Origin of the sequence: Micromonospora sp. NPDC005686 (assembly GCF_042871665.1) — a bacterium.
Classification (GTDB): Bacteria; Actinomycetota; Actinomycetes; order Mycobacteriales; family Micromonosporaceae; genus Micromonospora.
In genome coordinates this window covers 362,843-380,541 of sequence record NZ_JBIAIY010000001.1, presented here as the reverse complement: position 1 = coordinate 380,541, position 17,699 = coordinate 362,843, and the positions used below count along the sequence as shown (strand labels likewise).

Annotated in this window: 16 protein-coding genes; 5 read left to right on the top strand and 11 right to left on the bottom strand. The window is 73.1% G+C overall.

Annotated elements, in window-relative coordinates; all coding sequences use genetic code 11:
* Positions 1 to 180 precede the first annotated feature (180 nt).
* Genes ACFYON_RS01735 through ACFYON_RS01725 form a run of 3 tightly spaced genes read right to left on the bottom strand, consistent with a single transcriptional unit; the run spans position 181 to position 4,669 of the window.
* Positions 181 to 594, bottom strand: a complete 414-nt coding sequence (locus tag ACFYON_RS01735) for a roadblock/LC7 domain-containing protein (RefSeq protein ID WP_334523680.1) — start codon at positions 592 to 594, stop codon at positions 181 to 183.
* Between the two features lie 5 nt (positions 595 to 599).
* Positions 600 to 3,266 carry a nitrate- and nitrite sensing domain-containing protein gene (locus tag ACFYON_RS01730; protein ID WP_387188752.1) on the bottom strand — a complete coding sequence of 889 codons (2,667 nt, stop codon included), beginning with the start codon at positions 3,264 to 3,266 and terminating at the stop codon, positions 600 to 602.
* A gap of 32 nt (positions 3,267 to 3,298) precedes the next feature.
* Entirely contained in the window at positions 3,299 to 4,669 is a 1,371-nt protein-coding gene (locus ACFYON_RS01725; RefSeq protein ID WP_354873163.1) for an FGGY family carbohydrate kinase, read from the bottom strand.
* A 259-nt stretch (positions 4,670 to 4,928) separates the two neighbouring features.
* Between ACFYON_RS01725 and ACFYON_RS01720 the strand changes: the two genes are divergently transcribed.
* Positions 4,929 to 6,848 carry a chorismate-binding protein gene (locus tag ACFYON_RS01720; RefSeq protein ID WP_355095521.1) on the top strand — a complete coding sequence of 640 codons (1,920 nt, stop codon included), beginning with the start codon at positions 4,929 to 4,931 and terminating at the stop codon, positions 6,846 to 6,848.
* A 69-nt stretch (positions 6,849 to 6,917) separates the two neighbouring features.
* Here the strand turns inward: ACFYON_RS01720 and wrbA are convergent, their stop codons facing one another.
* The gene (gene wrbA, locus ACFYON_RS01715; protein ID WP_354873167.1) at positions 6,918 to 7,535 is read right to left on the bottom strand and encodes an NAD(P)H:quinone oxidoreductase; all 618 of its coding nucleotides are present in this window, start codon (positions 7,533 to 7,535) and stop codon (positions 6,918 to 6,920) included.
* Between the two features lie 86 nt (positions 7,536 to 7,621).
* Here wrbA and ACFYON_RS01710 point away from each other — a divergent pair, with 86 nt between their 5' ends.
* Both ACFYON_RS01710 and ACFYON_RS01705 read left to right on the top strand, forming a co-directional pair.
* Positions 7,622 to 7,750, top strand: coding sequence for a hypothetical protein (locus ACFYON_RS01710; protein ID WP_355095519.1), 129 nt, complete (start codon positions 7,622 to 7,624; stop codon positions 7,748 to 7,750).
* Between the two features lie 211 nt (positions 7,751 to 7,961).
* On the top strand, positions 7,962 to 9,065 hold the full coding sequence (locus ACFYON_RS01705) for a winged helix DNA-binding domain-containing protein (protein ID WP_354873170.1): 1,104 nt from the start codon (positions 7,962 to 7,964) through the stop codon (positions 9,063 to 9,065).
* Between the two features lie 230 nt (positions 9,066 to 9,295).
* Here ACFYON_RS01705 and ACFYON_RS01700 read toward each other — a convergent pair whose 3' ends face one another.
* Genes ACFYON_RS01700 through ACFYON_RS01685 form a run of 4 tightly spaced genes read right to left on the bottom strand, consistent with a single transcriptional unit; the run spans position 9,296 to position 13,633 of the window.
* On the bottom strand, positions 9,296 to 10,504 hold the full coding sequence (locus ACFYON_RS01700) for a sn-glycerol-3-phosphate ABC transporter ATP-binding protein UgpC (RefSeq protein WP_357707591.1): 1,209 nt from the start codon (positions 10,502 to 10,504) through the stop codon (positions 9,296 to 9,298).
* A 9-nt stretch (positions 10,505 to 10,513) separates the two neighbouring features.
* On the bottom strand, positions 10,514 to 11,350 hold the full coding sequence (locus ACFYON_RS01695) for a carbohydrate ABC transporter permease (RefSeq protein ID WP_354873174.1): 837 nt from the start codon (positions 11,348 to 11,350) through the stop codon (positions 10,514 to 10,516).
* A gap of 1 nt (position 11,351) precedes the next feature.
* The gene (locus tag ACFYON_RS01690) at positions 11,352 to 12,353 is read right to left on the bottom strand and encodes a sugar ABC transporter permease (protein ID WP_354873175.1); all 1,002 of its coding nucleotides are present in this window, start codon (positions 12,351 to 12,353) and stop codon (positions 11,352 to 11,354) included.
* Positions 12,350 to 13,633: an ABC transporter substrate-binding protein gene (locus tag ACFYON_RS01685; RefSeq protein ID WP_354873177.1), complete on the bottom strand. Its 1,284-nt coding sequence runs from the start codon at positions 13,631 to 13,633 to the stop codon at positions 12,350 to 12,352. Before ACFYON_RS01685 ends, ACFYON_RS01690 begins: the two co-directional genes overlap by 4 nt.
* A gap of 479 nt (positions 13,634 to 14,112) precedes the next feature.
* Here ACFYON_RS01685 and ACFYON_RS01680 point away from each other — a divergent pair, with 479 nt between their 5' ends.
* Both ACFYON_RS01680 and ACFYON_RS01675 read left to right on the top strand, forming a co-directional pair.
* Positions 14,113 to 14,544, top strand: coding sequence for a hypothetical protein (locus ACFYON_RS01680; protein WP_354873179.1), 432 nt, complete (start codon positions 14,113 to 14,115; stop codon positions 14,542 to 14,544).
* 47 nt (positions 14,545 to 14,591) lie between these two features.
* On the top strand, positions 14,592 to 14,867 hold the full coding sequence (locus tag ACFYON_RS01675) for a hypothetical protein (RefSeq protein ID WP_354873181.1): 276 nt from the start codon (positions 14,592 to 14,594) through the stop codon (positions 14,865 to 14,867).
* 124 nt (positions 14,868 to 14,991) lie between these two features.
* On the opposite strand, the gene ACFYON_RS01670 is transcribed toward ACFYON_RS01675, so the two are convergent.
* The 3 genes from ACFYON_RS01670 to ACFYON_RS01660 all read right to left on the bottom strand — a co-directional run bounded on the left by ACFYON_RS01670 (position 14,992) and on the right by ACFYON_RS01660 (position 17,690).
* Entirely contained in the window at positions 14,992 to 15,549 is a 558-nt protein-coding gene (locus tag ACFYON_RS01670; RefSeq protein WP_354873183.1) for a hypothetical protein, read from the bottom strand.
* Positions 15,550 to 15,800: 251 nt separating this feature from the next.
* Entirely contained in the window at positions 15,801 to 16,502 is a 702-nt protein-coding gene (locus tag ACFYON_RS01665) for a hypothetical protein (RefSeq protein ID WP_387188735.1), read from the bottom strand.
* A gap of 402 nt (positions 16,503 to 16,904) precedes the next feature.
* The gene (locus tag ACFYON_RS01660) at positions 16,905 to 17,690 is read right to left on the bottom strand and encodes a DUF4184 family protein (RefSeq protein WP_387188736.1); all 786 of its coding nucleotides are present in this window, start codon (positions 17,688 to 17,690) and stop codon (positions 16,905 to 16,907) included.
* Positions 17,691 to 17,699 lie beyond the last annotated feature (9 nt).

The window sequence follows — 17,699 nt, the reverse complement described above, 5'->3', positions numbered from 1 at the left end:
CCACTCGGCCACCCCGCGGGGGTTGCAACCCCCCCCCCCCAACTGACCCCCCGAGTACCCCCCCCCCCCCCCCCCCCCCCCCCCCGCCCCCCGGGGGGGGGGGGGCCCGCCCGGCCCCGCACCCGGTGGATCAGCGCGTAAGCGCCGGCAGCGGATCAGCGCGTGAGCGCCGGCAGCGGATCAGCGCGGCAGCGCCTGCTGGAGTTCGGCGCGCAACGCCGGGGTGAGCATCTCGCCCGCCTGCTTGGCCAGCCGCGCCATCTCGTAGCCGACCACGCCGATGTCGGCGTCCGCCCCGGCCAGCGTGGCCAGGATCGAGCCGTCCCGGATCTGCATCACCAGGAAGTAGCCGCGCCCCATCTCGACCACCGTCTGCTTGACGACGTCACCGTCGAACATCTGTGCCGCCCCGGCGGTGATGCTCATCAGGCCGGAGGTCACCGCGGCGAGCTTGTCCGCGTGGTCGCGGGGCAGGTTCGCCGAGATCGCCACCAGGAGCCCGTCGGAGGACACCACCACCGCGTGGGCCACTCCCGGAACACGCTCGGCGAACGCGTTCACCAGCCAGCTCAGGTCGCGTGCCTCCTGGCTCAACGTCGTCACTGTCGTCGTCCTCCTTCGTCGTGCGGCAGGTACATCTCGGTGGTCTCCTCGGCCTCGGCCCGCCGTACCCCGCTGTAGAGGCGCGACAGCATGCCGCCGACCGCCTCCGGATCCGGCTCGTGCCGCACCGTCGGGCGGTCCGGACGCCCGTCCGGGGCGACCGAGGTGAGCTGGGCCATCGGCACGCGTACCGGCAGGCCCCGCTCGTTGGTCCCTCCGGTCACCGGCGTCGCCGCCGGGGCCGGCGTCACACCCGGCGCCGACGCGGCCGGCCCCTGCCGGCTGAACCATCCGCCGCCCGCCGCGCCGACGTCCGGCGTGAGCACGTCCTCGGCCCGTCCCGGGCGGGGCCGCGGTGCGGTGACCGGCGCGGCGGCCGGCGCCGGCGCGGCGGGTCCGGCGTCGCTCCCGTCGCCGAGCGGCCGGCCGGTCAGCGGGGACACCGGCAGCGCCGCGGGCTGGCCCGGCGCCGGACGCCATCCGGCCACCGGCAGCTCGGCGGTCGCCGCGACGAGCGCCCCGGACGCCGCTACCGGACCGGTGAGCGCCCGCTGCTCCGCGCCGCGCCCGAGCCGGTCCGGCCCCGGCCGTTCCGTCTCCGGCCCGGGCGCCTCGGCCAGCAGCTCGGCCGGGATCCGCACCCGGGCCACCAGGCCCGCCCGGGTGGCGCTCAACCGCACCCGTACGCCGTGCCGGGCGCCGAGGTGGCTCACCACGAACAGGCCCATCCGCTCCGAGGCCGACACGTCGGCGGCCGGCGGCTCGGCGAGCACCGCGTTCGCCTCGGCCAGCGCCGGCGGGCTCATGCCCAAGCCTTCGTCGACGACCTGCACCAGCGCGCCCCGGCCGTCCGGCTCGACGACCACCCGCACCGCGGTGTCCGGGCGGGAGAAGGCGGTGGCGTTCTCCAGCAGCTCCGCGAACAGGTGCACCAGGTCGCCCACCGCGTGCCCGACGATGTGCAGGTCGGTCCGGTTCTCGTGGCGCACGCGCTGGTACTGCTCGATCTCGGCACTGGCGGCCAGCAGCACCGCGCCCAGGCCCACCGGACGGTTCCACCGCCGGGTCGACTCGCTGCCGGCGAGCACCAGCAGGCTCTCGTCGTTGCGGCGCATGCGGGCGGCGAGGTGGTCGAGCTTGAACAGGTTCTCCAGCTGGTCCGGGTCGCTCTCCTCGCGTTCGAGGTCGTCGAGCAGCTCCAGTTGCCGCTCGACGAGCACCTGGCTGCGCCGGGCCAGGTTGACGAACATGGCATTGACGTTGCGCCGCATCATCGCCTGCTCGACCGCCACGTCGACGGCGCTGCGGTGCACCGCCACGAACGCCTCCGCCAGCTCGCCGATCTCGTCCTGCGAGTCGATCACCGCGGGCGGCACGTCGATCGCGCCCACCGGGCGATCCACCGTGCGCAGCCGTTCCAGCGTCAGCGGCAGATCCACCTGCGCGATCCGCAGCGCCTGGCCGCGGAGCTGCCGCATGGCGCGGGCCACCGACCGGCCGACCAGCAGCGAGATCAGCACCGCGGCCAGGAGCACGGTGGCGATCGCGCCGCCCACCAGCAGCGTGTCGCGCAGTTGGCGGGCGCTGGCGTCGTCGGCCTGGCGTACCGCGTCGCCGACGATCTCGCTCTCCAACTGGCGGAACAGCTCCTGCCGCTGCTCGCTGGCCGCCCACCACTGGGCCGCGTCCAGCAGGGCCGGCTTCGCCTCGCCGCCGGGCAGGGTGCGCTCCTCCATCCGGGTGGCGGCGACGAACGCCGGGTCGACCGAGGTGCGGTCGTAGCGGCGGATCTGGTCCGCGGTCGCCGCGACCCGGAACGCACCGAGCGCGGTGAGCTGCTGGGCCCGCAGGTCGCTCAGCGTCACCTGGGCGTCGGGCTCGTACCGGCCGGCCCGGGCGGCGGCGTAGAGCTCCGCGCGGACGCGCGAGGACAGCTCCTTGACCCGGGAGACCTGCACGTACCGCAGCACCGCCTCGGTCAGGTCCTGCCGGCCGTCGCCGGGCGACGGCTCGGCCAGCAGGTTCAGCAGCGACGCGACGGACCTGTGGTAATTGCTCAGCACGGTGTCGCTGGACAGCACCGCCGGCGCCACCGCCGCCCGGATGTTCGTTACCTGGTCGTACGCCTCGATGGCCTCGGAGTACGAGACCCGCCAGGCGGCGTCGGCGTCGGCCAGCGGCGCGGCGGCGGTGCGCAGCTCCGCCATCGCGCGGTCGGTGGCCTCCTGGAGCGGTTTGAGCGCGGCGACGGCGGCGTCCCGGTCGGCGCCGGTGCCGACACGGCGCAGCGCGGCCAGTTCGCCCGCGGTGCGGTCCCGTTCGTGCTGGAGCCGGTCCACGGCGGCGGAGATCTGCCGGCCGATGCCGACCTGCTCGGCGAAGGCGCTCAGCGTGGTGGTCTGCCCGACCAGGCCCCGGGTCTGGATGCCGGCCAGGATCAGGAACGCCAGTGAGGGGATCACCAGCACCGTGGCGAGCTTGGTGCCCATCCGCCAGTCCCGCAGCCGGAACCCGGAGCGCCGCCGGTGCGGCTGAGGGGGCGCACCGGGAACCGGGTCGGGACCTGCGCCCACGGTTGCCTCCTCGTCCCGCCCCACCACATCGGGGAGCGGAGTCCATCCAATCAGGCCGTCTGCCGGTGTCAACGGCCGCCCGGACGGCATGACCAGGACGGTCAGCGCCGCGGGGTGGACGGTCACGCGTGCGAGGCGGCCTCGTCCGTCCGGCCGACCCCGGCGATCTCGCCCGCCTCCGCGAGCCGGCCCAGCGCGATGAGCGCCGCACCGGTGGCGCCGATCTCCGGGTTGCGTTGCCAGCACACCCGGCGGGGCGCGAGCGCGTCGAGGAACGCACCGCGCCACCACGGTGAGGCGGTCAGCGCCCCGCCGCCGAGGATCACCTCCATCGGCTCCCCGATGTCGGCCTCCAGCAGGGTCAGGTCGTCGGCGACGAGCCGGCACAGCCCGCTCATCAGGCCGGCGAGGATGTCCACCGCGGTGGTGCCGAAGCTCAGCCCGCGCAGCTCCCCCGATCCCGCCGGGGCGGTGCCCGGTGGACGGTCGCCGCCGAACCGGGGGTTGGCCCGCACCGGACCGGCGGCCCGGTCCAGCGCCGCCTCCAACTCCCGGCCCGCCGGCAGCCGCAGCTCGCGGGCCGCCCAGGCGAACAGGTTGCCGCCGCTGGAGTACGCCGCGCCGGTCACCACGTGGTCGTGGTCGACCCGGTAACGCCAGAGCCGGGCCGGCAGCGGCGGCGGCTCCGCGCCGGCCGGCAGCGCCTGGATCACACGTACCGCCGCCGAGGTGCCGACGGTCACCGCCGCACGGGAAGGGTCGACGCAGCCCGAGCCGACGTTCGCCGCCGCGCCGTCGCCGACCGGCGGCGCCCACCGCGCCCCGGCCAACTGCGGCCACCGCCGGGCGTACGTCGCGTTCAGCCGGCCGTGCCAGCCCGGCGGGGCCGGCGGCGCCAACCGGTCCGGGCGTACGCCGGCCAGCTCGCACGCCTCCGGATCCCAGTCCAGGCGCCCCAGGTCGAACAGCCCGGTGCCGGAGGCCAGTGACACGGACATCGGCGCCTCGTCGAGCAGCGTGCCGAGCGCGTACTCGGTGAGCCCGGTGAAGCGGGCCGCCGGGCCGGTGCGCTCACGCAGCCAGGGCAGTCGCACCGACCAGTAGCAGCGGTGCCACCACGCGCCGGTACGCCTGTGGAAGTGCTCCGGGTCGGCCGGCCCGGGCGCTCCGGCGAGCGGCTCCGGCCGGGTGTCCAGCCAGGTCAGCACCGGTCCCGACGGTTTGCCGTCGGCGGCAAGCGGCAGCACCGAGTGCCACTGCGCGGAGATGGCCACCAGCTCCACGTCCCGCAGGTGCCCGCCGGCGGCCAACTCGTCCACGCACTCGATCAGGCAGGCCAGGTAGGCCGGGCCGTCGAGCGTCCCGCTGCCGTCCTCCCCGGTTACCAGGCGCACCCGGCGCCGGGCCAGCGCGCCCGGACGGGGCACGGCGTCCGCGTCGAGCACCAGGCCGCGCACCGAGGAGGTGCCCAGATCCAGAGCGAGAATGTCCATCGCCGGTCAACCTACCCGGGGCGGCCGGCGGCTACGCCAAGATCCGTACCGCTCTCGTGTGATCGGGTTCCGCGGCGACCGCCGACCGCGTACAGTGACCGTCATGCTCGCGCACCTGTCCTGCTGGTGGCCCGCCGACCCGGCGGCCCACCCCCCCGCGTAGCTTTCCCCACGCGGCCGCCCGACGAGGCGGCCGCCGGTCTCCCCCGGCATCCCGGGTCGCCTCCACCGGCGGCCACCGGCCCACCGAGGAGACCCGATGACCCGCCTGTCCGACCCGCTCGCCGCCGTCGCTGCCGGCCGCGACCCCGGCCCGTTCGCGCTCGTCCGCCGCGAGGGCGCCGGCCACGTCGACCTGTTCACCGGCCCGGTACGCACCGCCGACCGGCTCGCCGACCTGCCGCTGCCCGAGCACGGCTCCGGGCCGCACACGCTGGCGGTGGTGCCGTACCGGCAGATCACCGAACGCGGTTTCGAGTGCGTCGACGACGGGCTGCCACTGGAGTTCCTGACGGTCGAGGAGCACCGGCGGATACCACTCGCCGAACTGCTCGACGACCTGCCCGACGCCGAGGTACGCACCCGCGACGCCGGCTTCGACATCGCCGACGACGAGTACGCGGCGATCGTGGAACGGGTGCTGACCGACGAGATCGGCCGGGGCGAGGGCGCGAACTTCGTCATCCACCGCACCATGCGCGCCACGGTGCAGGGCGACCCGCTGGCCGCGGCCCTGGCCGCGCTGCGCCGGCTGCTGCTGCGCGAGCGGGGCGCGTACTGGACGTTCCTCGTGCACACCGGCACCCGGATCCTGGTCGGCGCCAGCCCCGAGCGGCACGTCAGCGTCACCGACGGACTGGTCGAGATGAACCCGATCAGCGGCACGTTCCGGCACCGGGGCGAGACCGTCGACCGGACCGAGCTGCTGCGCTTCCTGTACGAGGAGAAGGAGGTGGAGGAGCTTTACATGGTGCTGGACGAGGAGCTGAAGATGATGGCCGTGGTCGCCGAGCACGGCGGCCAGGTGGTCGGGCCGTACCTGAAGGAGATGGCGCACCTGGCGCACACCGAGTACCTCCTGGCCGGGCGCTGTTCCCGGGACGTACGCGAGGTGCTGCGGGAGACCATGTTCGCGCCGACGGTCACCGGCAGCCCGATGGAGAACGCCTGCCGGGTGATCGCCCGGCACGAGCGCACCGGCCGGCGCTACTACGCCGGGGTGCTCGCCCTGCTGGGCCGCGACGTGCAGGGCCGGCAGACGCTCGACGCGCCGATCCTGATCCGTACCGCCGAGATCTCCCCGACCGGCGCGCTGCGCGTGCCGGTCGGCGCGACGCTGGTCCGGCACTCGACCACCGCCGGGGAGGTCGCCGAGACGCACGCGAAAGCCGCCGGGGTGCTGGCCGCGCTCGGCCTGGGCCCGGACGCGCCGCGCTCGGCCACCGAGCCGGCCGTCCGGTACGCCGACGACCCCGAGGTACGCGCCGCGCTGGCCGCCCGCAACGCCCCGCTGGCCCGGTTCTGGCTGGAGCAGCGGACGCCGGGGGCACTCGCGCTGCGCGGGCTCGCCGGACGCCGGGCGCTGATCGTCGACGGCGAGGACACCTTCACCGGCATGCTCGCCCACCAGCTCGGCGCGCTGGGCCTGACCGTGACCCGGCGGGACTGGCCGGACCCGGGTCCGCTGGACGGCTACGACCTGGTGGTGGCCGGCCCTGGGCCGGGTGATCCGCGGGACGCGACGGCACCGAAGATGGTGGCGCTGCGGACGCTCCTGACCGAGCTGCTCGAATCCGGCCGGCCGACGCTGGCGGTGTGCCTGGGCCACCAGTTGCTCGCCGGGCTGCTGGGCCTGCCGCTGCACCGCCGCGACGCGCCGTACCAGGGGTTGCCGCGGGACGTGCCGGTGTTCGGGGTGACCCGCCGGGTCGGGTTCTACGCCAGCTTCACCGCCCGCGCCGACGCGGACCGGGTCGCTAGCCCGTACGGCCCGGTCGAGGTGTCCCGCGACCCGGCCGACGGCGCGGTGCACGCGCTGCGCGGCGCGGGCTTCGCCGGGGTGCAGTTCCACCCGGAGTCGGTGCTGAGCCAGGACGGCACGACGGTCCTGGCAGATCTGCTCGGGCATCTGCTCGACCGCCCCGCGCTGAGCGCGCATGGCGCGGCCGATCGCGGGTAGGGCACTGGCGACCGGTGGTCCGGGCGGGTTCGAGAGCCCTCGCCCGGCCACCGGTCGCCAGTCGGGCCGTCAGCCGGCCATGCCCCGCTTCAGCGCGGCGCCCATGAGCACGGCCCGCTTGGCGGTCAGCGCGGTGGCGGTCAGGGCAACGTGGTCCGGGGCCACCTCGCCGTTGTTGCTGGTGTGCGACGCGCCGTACGGGTTGCCGGCGACGAACTGGCTCGGGTCGGTGTAGCCGGGGGTCACCACGATGCCGCCCCAGTGGTAGAAGACCGTGTACAGCGACAGCAGCGTCGCCTCCTGGCCGCCGTGTGACGTGGCGGTCGAGGTAAACCCGGTGTAGACCTTGTCGGCCAGCGCGCCGTTGGCCCACAGCGGCCCGGTCGTGTCGATGAACTGCTTGAGCTGGGCGGCGATCATGCCGTACCGGGTCGGCGCGCCCATGATCACCACGTCCGCCCAGGCCAGGTCGTCCGGCTCGGCCTCCATCACGTCCTGGGTCTCCAGCCGGTGCGCCTGCCAGCCGGAGTTGGAGCGGATCGCCTCGTCGGGCGCCAGCTCACGTACCTTGCGCAGGCGCACCTCGGCGCCGGCCTCCCCGGCCGCCTCGACCGCCGCCTGCGCCATCTGGTAGGTGATGCCGGTCGCGCTGTAATAGATCACCGCGACCTTGACCTGGCCATCCATCAGACGTTCCCTCCTCGGTTTCGGGTCAGCTCCGGCGACTACCCGTTACTTGTTCCGTCAAACGCCGGGCGTGGCATGCTCGCCGGGTGCAGACCCGTACCGCCACGCCGGCCGACTGGCCGCTGGTCTGGCCGTTGCCGCGCGGGATCGTGGCGGCCGGCGAGACGTACACCTGGCCCCGCGACGTCACGGAGGAGCAGGCCCGCAGGCTCTGACTGCCCTGGACCGCGCGTCGCTCAAGATTTGCGCAAGTTCCGTCCGCAACCGCTCTCCCCGCCCAGCTCACACGGGATGCTGGTCGGACCGGCGTCGGCCGCACCGGCCGCCCCCGCGCCGGGAACCTGAACGGGGGATCGCGCTGGTGTCGGCAGCGCCGCCGGCGCAGCGCGATCAGGGGCTGTCGTATCCCGCGCCTACGCTGACCCCGTGATCGCACGTCTGAGCCGCGCCGAGGCGCTCGCGCTGCGGATGACCGGCCTGCTGCTGCGCCCGCACCCCACCGCCCGCCCGCAGGGCGTCGCCGACGTGGTCGAGTGGTTCGGCGCCATGCAGGCGCAGGACGCGGCGAGCGGGCTGTGGTCGCTGGGCGTACGCCTGCCCGGCGCCACCCAGGCCGACGTCCGCGCGGCGCTGGAGCGGCGCGAGGCGCTGCGCACCTGGCCGATGCGCGGCACCGTGCACCTGGTCCCGGCGCGCGACACGCGGTGGATGCTGGAGCTGACCGGGGCGCGGACGCTCGCCGGCATCGCCGGACGATGGCGGCAGCTCGGGCTGACCGTCGCCGACGGTGAGCGGGCCGGTGACGTGCTGGGCGCGGCGCTGGCCGGCGGTGGCCGGCTCACCCGCGCCGAGTGCCTGGCCGCGTTGCGGGCCGCCGGGCTGGACACGGACGGTCAGCGCGGCTATCACCTGCTCTGGTACGCCAGCCAGCGCGGCGTCACCTGCATCGCGCCGCACGTCGGCACCGAGCAGACGTTCGTCCTGCTCGACGAGTGGGCGCCCGACCCGCACCGCCCGGAGCGCGACGAGGCGCTGGCGTTACTGGCGCAGCGCTACGTGCGCGGCCACGGCCCGGTGACCCGGCACGAGCTGGCCCGGTGGACCGGCCTGACCGTCACCGACGCGACCCGGGCGATCGCGCTCGCCGGTGACCTGCTCGCCCCGGTCGAGGTCGACGGCGAGCCCGCGGTGGTCGACGCCGCGCTGCTCGACGCGCCCCGCTCACCGGTCGACGACGTGCACACCCTGCCCGGCTTCGACGAATACCTGCTCGGCTTCAAGGACCGCTCGCTGATGCTCGACCCGGCGCACGCCGCGGCAGTGGTCCCCGGCAACAACGGCATGTTCCGGTCGACCGTGGTGCGCGGCGGGCGCGTGGTCGGCACCTGGACGCGGACGCTCGGCGCGAAGACGGTGACGGTGGCCGTGCACCAGCTTGTGCCGTTCGACGCCGCGCTGCGCACCCGGGTCAACGCCGCGCTGACGGCTTACGCCCGCTTCCTCGGCCTGGAGCTGCGCCACTCCTGGTGACGCTCGCCGAGAACTCGACGGGTGGAACACCATGGGTGTCACAACCGTCCGCAGGCACCCGTGGTGTTCCGCTCACCGCATGCGGCCCGCCGCACGGGCGGCCCGGCGCCTGGTTCGCTCCGGCCGCAGACGCCAGTTCGGGGAAGTGGCGTCATCCCACGTGAGTGATGCCACTTCCCCGACGTGCAGGTGATCGCCGGGTGCGGGTCACCCGCCACCGACGGATGGGCTCAGTCGGCCAGCGCGCCGGCCGAGCGGCCCTCGTGCAGCGTCAGGTTGCGGCCGCTGCCCGGGTCGAACAGGTGGATCTTCTCCAGGTTGAACCAGACCCGGCGCGACTCGCCCTCGCGGACCGGCGACTCCGCCGACAGCCGGGTGACCAGGTTGGAGCCGGCGCCGGCGAAGTCCGCAGCGCCCGTGTCGGCGGCCAGTTCCTCAAGCTCGGCGGCGGTGGCCCGCTCCCCCTCGACGGTGAAGTAGACGTACTTGTCCGAGCCCATCGACTCGACGATGTCGACAGGTGCCTCGAACTCGATGCCCCGGCGGCGGGTCTCGTCGTCGATCAGCGCCGCGTCCTCGAAGTGCTCGGGGCGGATGCCGAGGATCAGCTCCCTGGGCGCGTCGCCCGCCTCCAGCTCGCGCCGGATCCGATCGCCGACCGGCACGTCGCCGAGCGCGGTCCGCAGCCGGCCGTCCTCCACGACGGCGTGCACGAAGTTCATCGAGGGCGAGCCGATGAACCCGGCGACGAAGAGGTTGCGCGGGTGGTCGTACAGCTCCTGCGGCGGCCCGACCTGCTGCACCGCGCCGCCCCGCATGATGACCACCCGGTCGCCGAGCGTCATCGCCTCGGTCTGGTCGTGGGTGACGTAGACGGTGGTCGTGGCGAGCTGCTTCTGCAGCCGGGACACCACGGTGCGCATCTGCACGCGCAGCTTGGCGTCCAGGTTCGACAGCGGCTCGTCCATCAGGAACGCCTTGGGCTGGCGAACGATCGCCCGGCCCATCGCCACCCGCTGCCGCTGGCCGCCGGAGAGGTTGGCCGGCCTGCGGTCCAGCAGCGCGGTCAGCTCCAGCACCTTCGCCGCCTCGTCGACCTTCTGGTTGATGGTCTCCTTGTCCAGCTTCGCCAGCCGCAGCGGGAACGCCATGTTCTCCCGCACGGTCATGTTCGGGTAGAGCGCGTACGACTGGAAGACCATCGCGATGTCGCGGTCCCGGGGCGCCTTGTCGTTCACCCGCTCACCGCCGATGCGCAGCTCACCGGAGCTGATGTCCTCCAGCCCGGCGATCATGTTGAGCGTGGTGGACTTCCCGCAGCCGGACGGGCCCACCAGGATCACGAACTCGCCGTCGGCGATCTCCAGGTCGACGTCCTGTACGGCGGTGGTCCCGTCCGGGAACCGCTTGCTCACCTTGTCCAGCACGATGTCGGCCATTGCTACCACCTATCCCTTGACTGCGCCGGAGGTCAGACCGGAGACGATGCGGCGCTGGAAGAAGAGCACGAACAGGATGATCGGCACGGTGATCACCACGGCGGCGGCGCAGATCGCCCCGGTGGGGTCCTCGAACTGCGACTCGCCGGTGAAGAACTGCAGGGCCACCGGGACCGTGCGGGACCGCTCGGTCGAGGTGAGCGTGATCGCGAACAGGAAGTCGTTCCAGCAGAAGATGAAGACCAGGATCGCCGTGGTGAACACGCCGGGCGCGGCCAGCGGCGCGATCACCCGCCGGAACGCCTGGGCCTGGGTGGCGCCGTCCATCTTCGCCGCCTTCTCCAGGTCCCACGGGATCTGCTTGAAGAACGCCGACAGCGTGTAGATCGCCAGCGGCAGCGCGAACGTGATGTACGGCAGGATCAGGCCCGGCCAGGTGTCGAACAGACCGAGCTGCCGTTCGATCTCGAACAGCGGCGACACCAGCGACACCTGCGGGAACATCGCGATCAGCAGCGAGACGCCGACAAGCACCTTCTTGCCCGGGAAGTCCAGCCGGGAGATCGCGTACGCGGCCATCGTCCCGAGCACCACCGCGATCGCGGTGGCGATCAGCGCGATGCCGATGGAGTTGACCAGGGCCCGGACGAACTGGTCGGTGTCGAAGATGGTCCGGTAGTTGTCGAGCGTCCACTCCCGGGGCCAGAACTTGCCGTCGGTGAGCGTGGCCGGGGTCTTGAACGACAGCGAGGCGATCCAGAGCACGGGAACGAGCGCGAAGACGACGACCACGACGTCCAGCAGGCCCCAGCGCAGCTTCGCCCGCGTGGTGGTTTCCACTGCCATGTCAGCGCCTCTCCCCATCGTCGCTGCCCGGGGCAGCGGTGCCGAACAGCTTCACGAAGACGAAGGCGATGATCGCCACGGTGATGAAGATCAGCACCGACATCGTGGAGCCGATGCCGAGGTTCAGGCCCCGGATCAGGTTGTTGTAGGCGAGCATCGACACCGACGACGTCTCGTTGCCGCCGTTGGTGAGCACGAAGATGTTGTCGAAGACCCGGAACGCGTCGAGCGTGCGGAACAGCAGCGCGACCAGGATGGCCGGCTTCATCACCGGCAACATGACCTTGGTGAACCGCTGCCACGCCGTCGCGCCGTCGGTGGAGGCCGCCTTGAGCAGGTCCTCCGGCACCAGCGCCAGCCCGGCCATCAGCAGCAGCGCCATGAACGGGGTGGTCTTCCAGATCTCCGCCAGCATGATGATCGCCAGCGAGCTGGCCCGCTCGGTCAGCGGGGCGCTGCCGTCGAACAGGTTCGCCAGGTAGCCGGTGCCCGGCGTCCAGGCGTACCGCCAGGAGAACGCCGCGACCACAGTGACGATGCCGTACGGGATCAGCGCGGCGGTGCGGACGATGCCGCGACCGACCAGCGTCCGGTGCATGATCAGCGCCAGGCCCATGCCGAGAACCAGCTCGACCGCGACGGTGACCACGGTGATCAGCGCGGTCACCCCGAACGCGGTCCACCAGAAGTCGTTCGTCAGCACGGTGACGTAGTTCTCCAGCCCGACGAACTCCCGCTCGTCGGGGAAGCGCAGGTCGAAGCGTTGCAGCGACAGCCAGACCGAGTACAGGATCGGGTACGCGGTGACCAGCACCATGACCAGCGCGGCCGGCGCGCACAGCAGCCAGCCGAGACGCCGCTCGGCCCGCTTGTTCTCGCTCAGCGGGGCGCGGGAGCCGCGCCGGGAGCGCTGTTCCGGTACGGCGGCGTGCCGGCCGCCCGGCTGCCCGGCCTCGGCCTCGGCGGCGACCTGCGCGCCGGCCGGGGTGGCGTTCACGCTCATGGCAGAACTCCCTTGGACTCCAGCGCGTCGGAGATCGCCTTGCGCAGCTCGTCAGCGGTCTGCTCGGGCCGGATCGCCGACGGCGGCGACAGGATCGCCGACATCACCGTGGAGATGCTCTGGTAAGCCGGGGTCAGCGGCCGGACCGCCGGCTCCTTCAGCTCCTCCAGGATGGTCTCCTTCATCGGGTACGCCTCTGTCATCTCCGGGTCGTCGTAGACGGCCTCGATGGTGGGCGGCACGCCGTCGTTGACGGCGGAGAACTTCTGGTTCTCGGCGTTACGCAGGCAGCGGGCCACCTCGAACGCCTCCTCGGGGTGCTTCGAGTAGCTGCTCACCGCCAGGTTGACCCCGCCGATGGTGACCTTGCTGGGGGTGTCCGCGTCGATGCCCGGCACCCGGGCCCACTTCACGTCCTTCGCCAGGTCGGGGTTGGCCTCCTGCAGCGCCGGATAGACGAACGGCCAGTTCACCTGGAACGCGCCCTTGCCGGACTGGAACTCCAGCCGCACCGGGTCCTCCAGCGCGTTGCTGAACGACGGCGAGGTCACGCCCGACGTGGCGAAGCGCTTGAGCTGGTCGAGCGCGCGGATCGCGCCTTCGTCCATCTCCGCCTTCTTGCCGTCGTCGCTGAGGATCTTGCCGCCGGCGCTCTCGGCGAGCGTGTTGTAGAGGACCACCAGGCCCTCGTACTGGGCGCCCATGGTGAGCACCTGGTACGGCTTGCCCTGCTCCTTGAGCTGCTGGGCGGCGGAGATCATCTCGTCCCAGGTCTTCGGCGGCTGCGACACCAGGTCGGACCGGTACCACAGCAACTGCACGTTCGTGTTCTTGGGCGCGCCGTAGAGCTTGTCCTCGTACCGGGCGGTCTCCAGCGGGCCGCCGAGCGTGCCCTGCTCGACCTCGGCCTTGTCCTGGCCGGTCCACTCTTTGATCCACTTCGCGCTGGCGAACTCCTGGGTCCACGTGACGTCCAGGCCGAGCACGTCCATCCCGCTGTCCTGCGCGGCGAGCCGCCGTACCATCTGCACCCGCTGCTCGTCGGCCTCGCGCGGCAGCACCCGGTAGTCGATCCGGTATCGCCCCTGCGCCGCCGTGTTGCAGGTGTCGACGACCTTCTGCAGGTTCTGCTCGGGCGGGTAGTACAGGTTGATCGTGGGGACGCCGCCGTCGCTGCCGGACCCGCAGGCGGCCAGCGGGGCCACCAGCGCGAGCGCGGCGGCCGCCGCCGCCGCGCGTCCGGCCGGCCGCCGTGCGGCCGTGTCGGGGACTGTCGTCATCACCCTCCCCCTCTCTTCGGCGAAGAACCGGGGAGTGACCCGTGCCCCGGCGCACGGCGAGACGACCGGGGAACGGGGCCCGATCGCCCGACGCCCCGGGCGTGTGTCGTGCGGCTGAACGTGCCCGACCTGCGACGGAACGAAACATCACGGACATGTGACAGCAGCCGCCCTGGTCTGCCCGTGGACCCGGCGGGCGCCGCTGGCCCATCGGCTGATCGGCAGGGCGATCGACGAATGCCTGGCCCGGCGCACCGGCGATCCGGCTTGACCGCCGTCCCGCTGCGTGAGCGCGGGGGGACTACCCAGCGTCAGCCGGCTCGGCTAGCGTTTTGCCTAGCTCCGTAGCCGGCGCGTCGCCGTCGATGCCGATGCGCCTCCGGCCGTTCCCCCATCACCCGCCCGATCGGCTGGTTCTGCAGGGAAGTGCCGTGCGTGCGTTCCCCGGTTGGGCAGGATTCCCCCGAGGAGGTGCCGTCGTGCAGGACACCCGCGCTCTCGCCCTGACCTTCGAGGTGAGCGGCCTGCCCCCGGTCAAGACCGAGGCCCTGTCCATCTTCGCCGCCGGGCACCGCCAGGCCACGAGGGTCCGCACCCTGCTCCAGGCCGCCTGCACGGCGGCGCAGCGCACCGGGTGGACCCCGCTGACCGGGCCGGTCGAGGTGGACCTGACCCTGCGTTGTCCGCCCGGGCACCGCACCGCCGACGCCAGCACGCTGCTGGGCGGCGTATGCGCGGTGCTCCAGGACAAGAAGCGGGTGTCCACCATCGGTCTCGCGCACCTCGGGGTGCTCGTCGACGTCGCGCTCTGGGCCGACGACCGGCAGATCCGCCGGCTGTCGTACGTCGAGGAGCCGGCGGAGGAGTTCTCGTATCTGGTCCGGGTGTCGGCCGTACCGACGATGGTTTGACCGACGTCAGCGGTGGGGTACCGCGGACGCCGACGAAGGGAGTGCCGATGTCGGAGCCACATGTCACGCTCGACCCGAGCGGGCTCGACCCTGTGCAGCAGAAGCTGCGCGGCCCGCTGGAGGATCAGCTGACCTCGGCCCTGCAGGCGGCCGCCGACCGGGTCCGCGCCGGCTACGCGGGTGAGCCGGTGGAGGACGTCTGCCGTCGGTTGCTCGACGAGACCCGCTCCGGCCTGCACCCCGACATCGCCGCCGGGTTCAACCCGGACATGGACGAGTTCTGCCGGGTGGCGGTGGCGATCGTGCGCGGCGAGGTCGGCTGACAACCCGGCGTCAGGCCGAGCGGGCGGCATGGTTGACCGACCCCGGGTCGTACCACGCGCTCACCGGGTCGGCCCGCCACGGGGGCAGCGGGTGCAGGTGCGACCACCCTGCCGTCCATCCCCGCTAGGCGACGGCGCTCCCGATCCAGTCGACAAGCCGGACGAACGCCGCCTCGATCTCTACGTAGTCGAGATCCTCCTCGTCCAACTCACCCCAGACCGCCCGATACAACACGTCCAAAGCGCCGGAGCGAGTCAACCGGAAGCCGAGGGAGTCCTCGCCGTACTGCCGGCCGAGATCAAGCGCAGCGCCGAGGCAGTCCGCCGCCATACCGGAATGTGGCGCATACAGCACCTCACGCTCCCGGATCGCACACAGGGTGGCGGCGAAATCGTACAAGCCGCTTTCGTCTCCTCCTGCCGCCTCCCGCGAACACGCCCGCCGCACCTCCCGGCGAAAGAACTCGAACTGCTCATCACCCTGAAAGGAATGCTCCCCGTACTCCGGCAGCGCCTCGACCAGTCTCTCCACGGTCGGAGTGAGCACGATCCTGCCGCCCACCGCCAGAAATCGATCAGGATCGCCTCCACCCCACAACGTGTAACCCGAGACGAGGTCGAGGTTGAGACCGACGATCCACAGGGTGGTGGCGCCACTGAGTTCCTGGAGCGGTTCACCCATTCGGAACCTTGAAACCATCGAACCTACCCGCCTCATCGCCCGGCCCGATCGACACCGTTTTTGATCTTGAAGTGACTGGATCCCGCCCCACGCGTGCCGGGCGGCGACAATTCCTTGCCGGCCTCCTTGTAGATCCGCTTCACTGTCATTCTCCGGTCCACACGTGACACGACGGGTGAAGGCCAGGGACGTGACATACACCGGCGGCTATATCTCAGCTACCGCCCGGCGGCGGCGATCCGGCGCTCCGGTCAGCTCCGGCGGACGTCGACGGCCACGACGTGGGTGCCGTCCGGGCGGTCGGACTCCCCCAGCCGCACCGGCAGCCGGCCGCCGTCGGGCGGTCGCAGGCCGAGCCCGAAGCTGAGGTGTCCCTCGAAGTCGCCGGCCGCCGCCCATCCGCGCAGCGTGGGGAAGCGGATCGCCGCGGGCGGCAGGTCCGCCGTCCCGCCGCCGCGGGCGTCGTGGGCCTGGGCCGGATCGAACCGCACCGACAGGTAGGCGGTGCCGGGCAGCGTGACCGGCGCGTTCCGCCCCTCGGTCACCACCTGCGGCACGTAGGAGACCTCGTAGGACGGGGTGGGCCCGCGGAAGACGAACGCGATCCGGCTGAACCCCTCCGCCGGATGGTCGCCGACGGCGATCGCCACCAGGACGGGCAGCGGCTCCCCGGGCGGCGGGGTGACCGGCACCCGTACCCGATGGGTCACCCGGGCCGGGCCGCCGGGCACCGCCCATCCCCAGGTGACGCGCCAGGACCCGGCGGCCGACGCGGCATCGGTCGGCACCGGCGGGGTCGGGGTGACCTCCGGCGCGTCGGTGAGGGCCGGCTCGGAGGCCGCCGCGACCGTCGGGGTGGGCGCCGGGGACGCGCCGTCGTGGCCGGTCGCCGTGCATGCCGCCGCGAACAGCACGACCAGACCGGCGAGCAGCGGTACGCGCTGAGGTGTCATGACTCAGTTTCGCTCCGTTACCGCCCCGCGCACCAGGGGTGTCCCACCCGCGATCCGGGTGGCGATTCAACGTGCTGGTGGCGGGTGCCGGACGGGTCAGGACCGGGTCCGCAACTCCCCGGTCCTGACCCCGGCCGTCCGGTTGGGTGGCGGTCTGCGCCGCGGGAGCGCGGCAGGCGTGGCACGACGCCTTCCGCCGGGCTCCGCACGGCGAGCCGGCATGCCCGCACTCAGCTCCACGGTGCTCTCACCACCGGACTCCGGTGCGCCACCGCCTCACCCCGACGAGGCGTGGGCGCCGGCTCAGGTTAGGCGCGTTCGCGCAGGCCGGACAAGCGATGACCGACGGCCGCGGTTGTGATTGACGTCTATGCCGAATTGCGGCATGTCGGCGTAACGGGGTCAGCCGGTTTCGCGCTGTTCGACTTCGAGACGCCGACTGCGCTCGGCCGGCGGCGGCGGGCCGGTGCGGGCCGCCACCGCCCCGGCGACGAGCGCCAGCGCGACCACGTGCAGCGCCCGTACGCCCGCCGGGGCGGCGACACCGGCCGCCGGCAGCGCGGGCAGCAGCAGCGCGCCGAGCCCGGTGACCGCCAGCGCCACCCGCCAGAACACGTTCGGGTTCGCCTCCGGCGCGGGTAGGTGCCCGCCGCCGGCCCGCAACCCGCGGCGGGCCTCGTAGACGGCCAGCACGATCACCAGCAGCCCGCCGCCGAGACCGGTCACCAGGTCCGCGAACTGGTACCAGTACACGCCGGTCACGGCGTGGAAGTCGGCGACGCCGAGCAGCCGGGGCAGCCGCTCGCTGTGGCTGGCCCGGTCCCACGCCACGTGGCTGAACGCGCCGATGAGCGCCGAGCAGACGGTCACCTGCCAGGGATGGCGCACCGTGGCCAGCGTCGCGTACCAGCGCCAGCCGAACAGCCGCCGCGCGGGTAGGTGCACCGCGATGCCGGCGACCACGCGGCGCACCACCCAGGCGTACCCGAGGGCGACCGGCAGGCACCACCACAGGAGCCCGCCGAGCGTGTGCGTCCCCATGTCGAGCGCCAGCCGCGTGCCGGTGAACAGGTACGCGACATCCGGCGCCACCGCGCCGGTGCACAGCGCCACGCCGTCGAACCAGCCCGGCCGCCACAGTTTGAGCGGCAGTACCGGCGCCAGGTGCGACGGGAAGGTCAGCGGCACCCTCCGGAC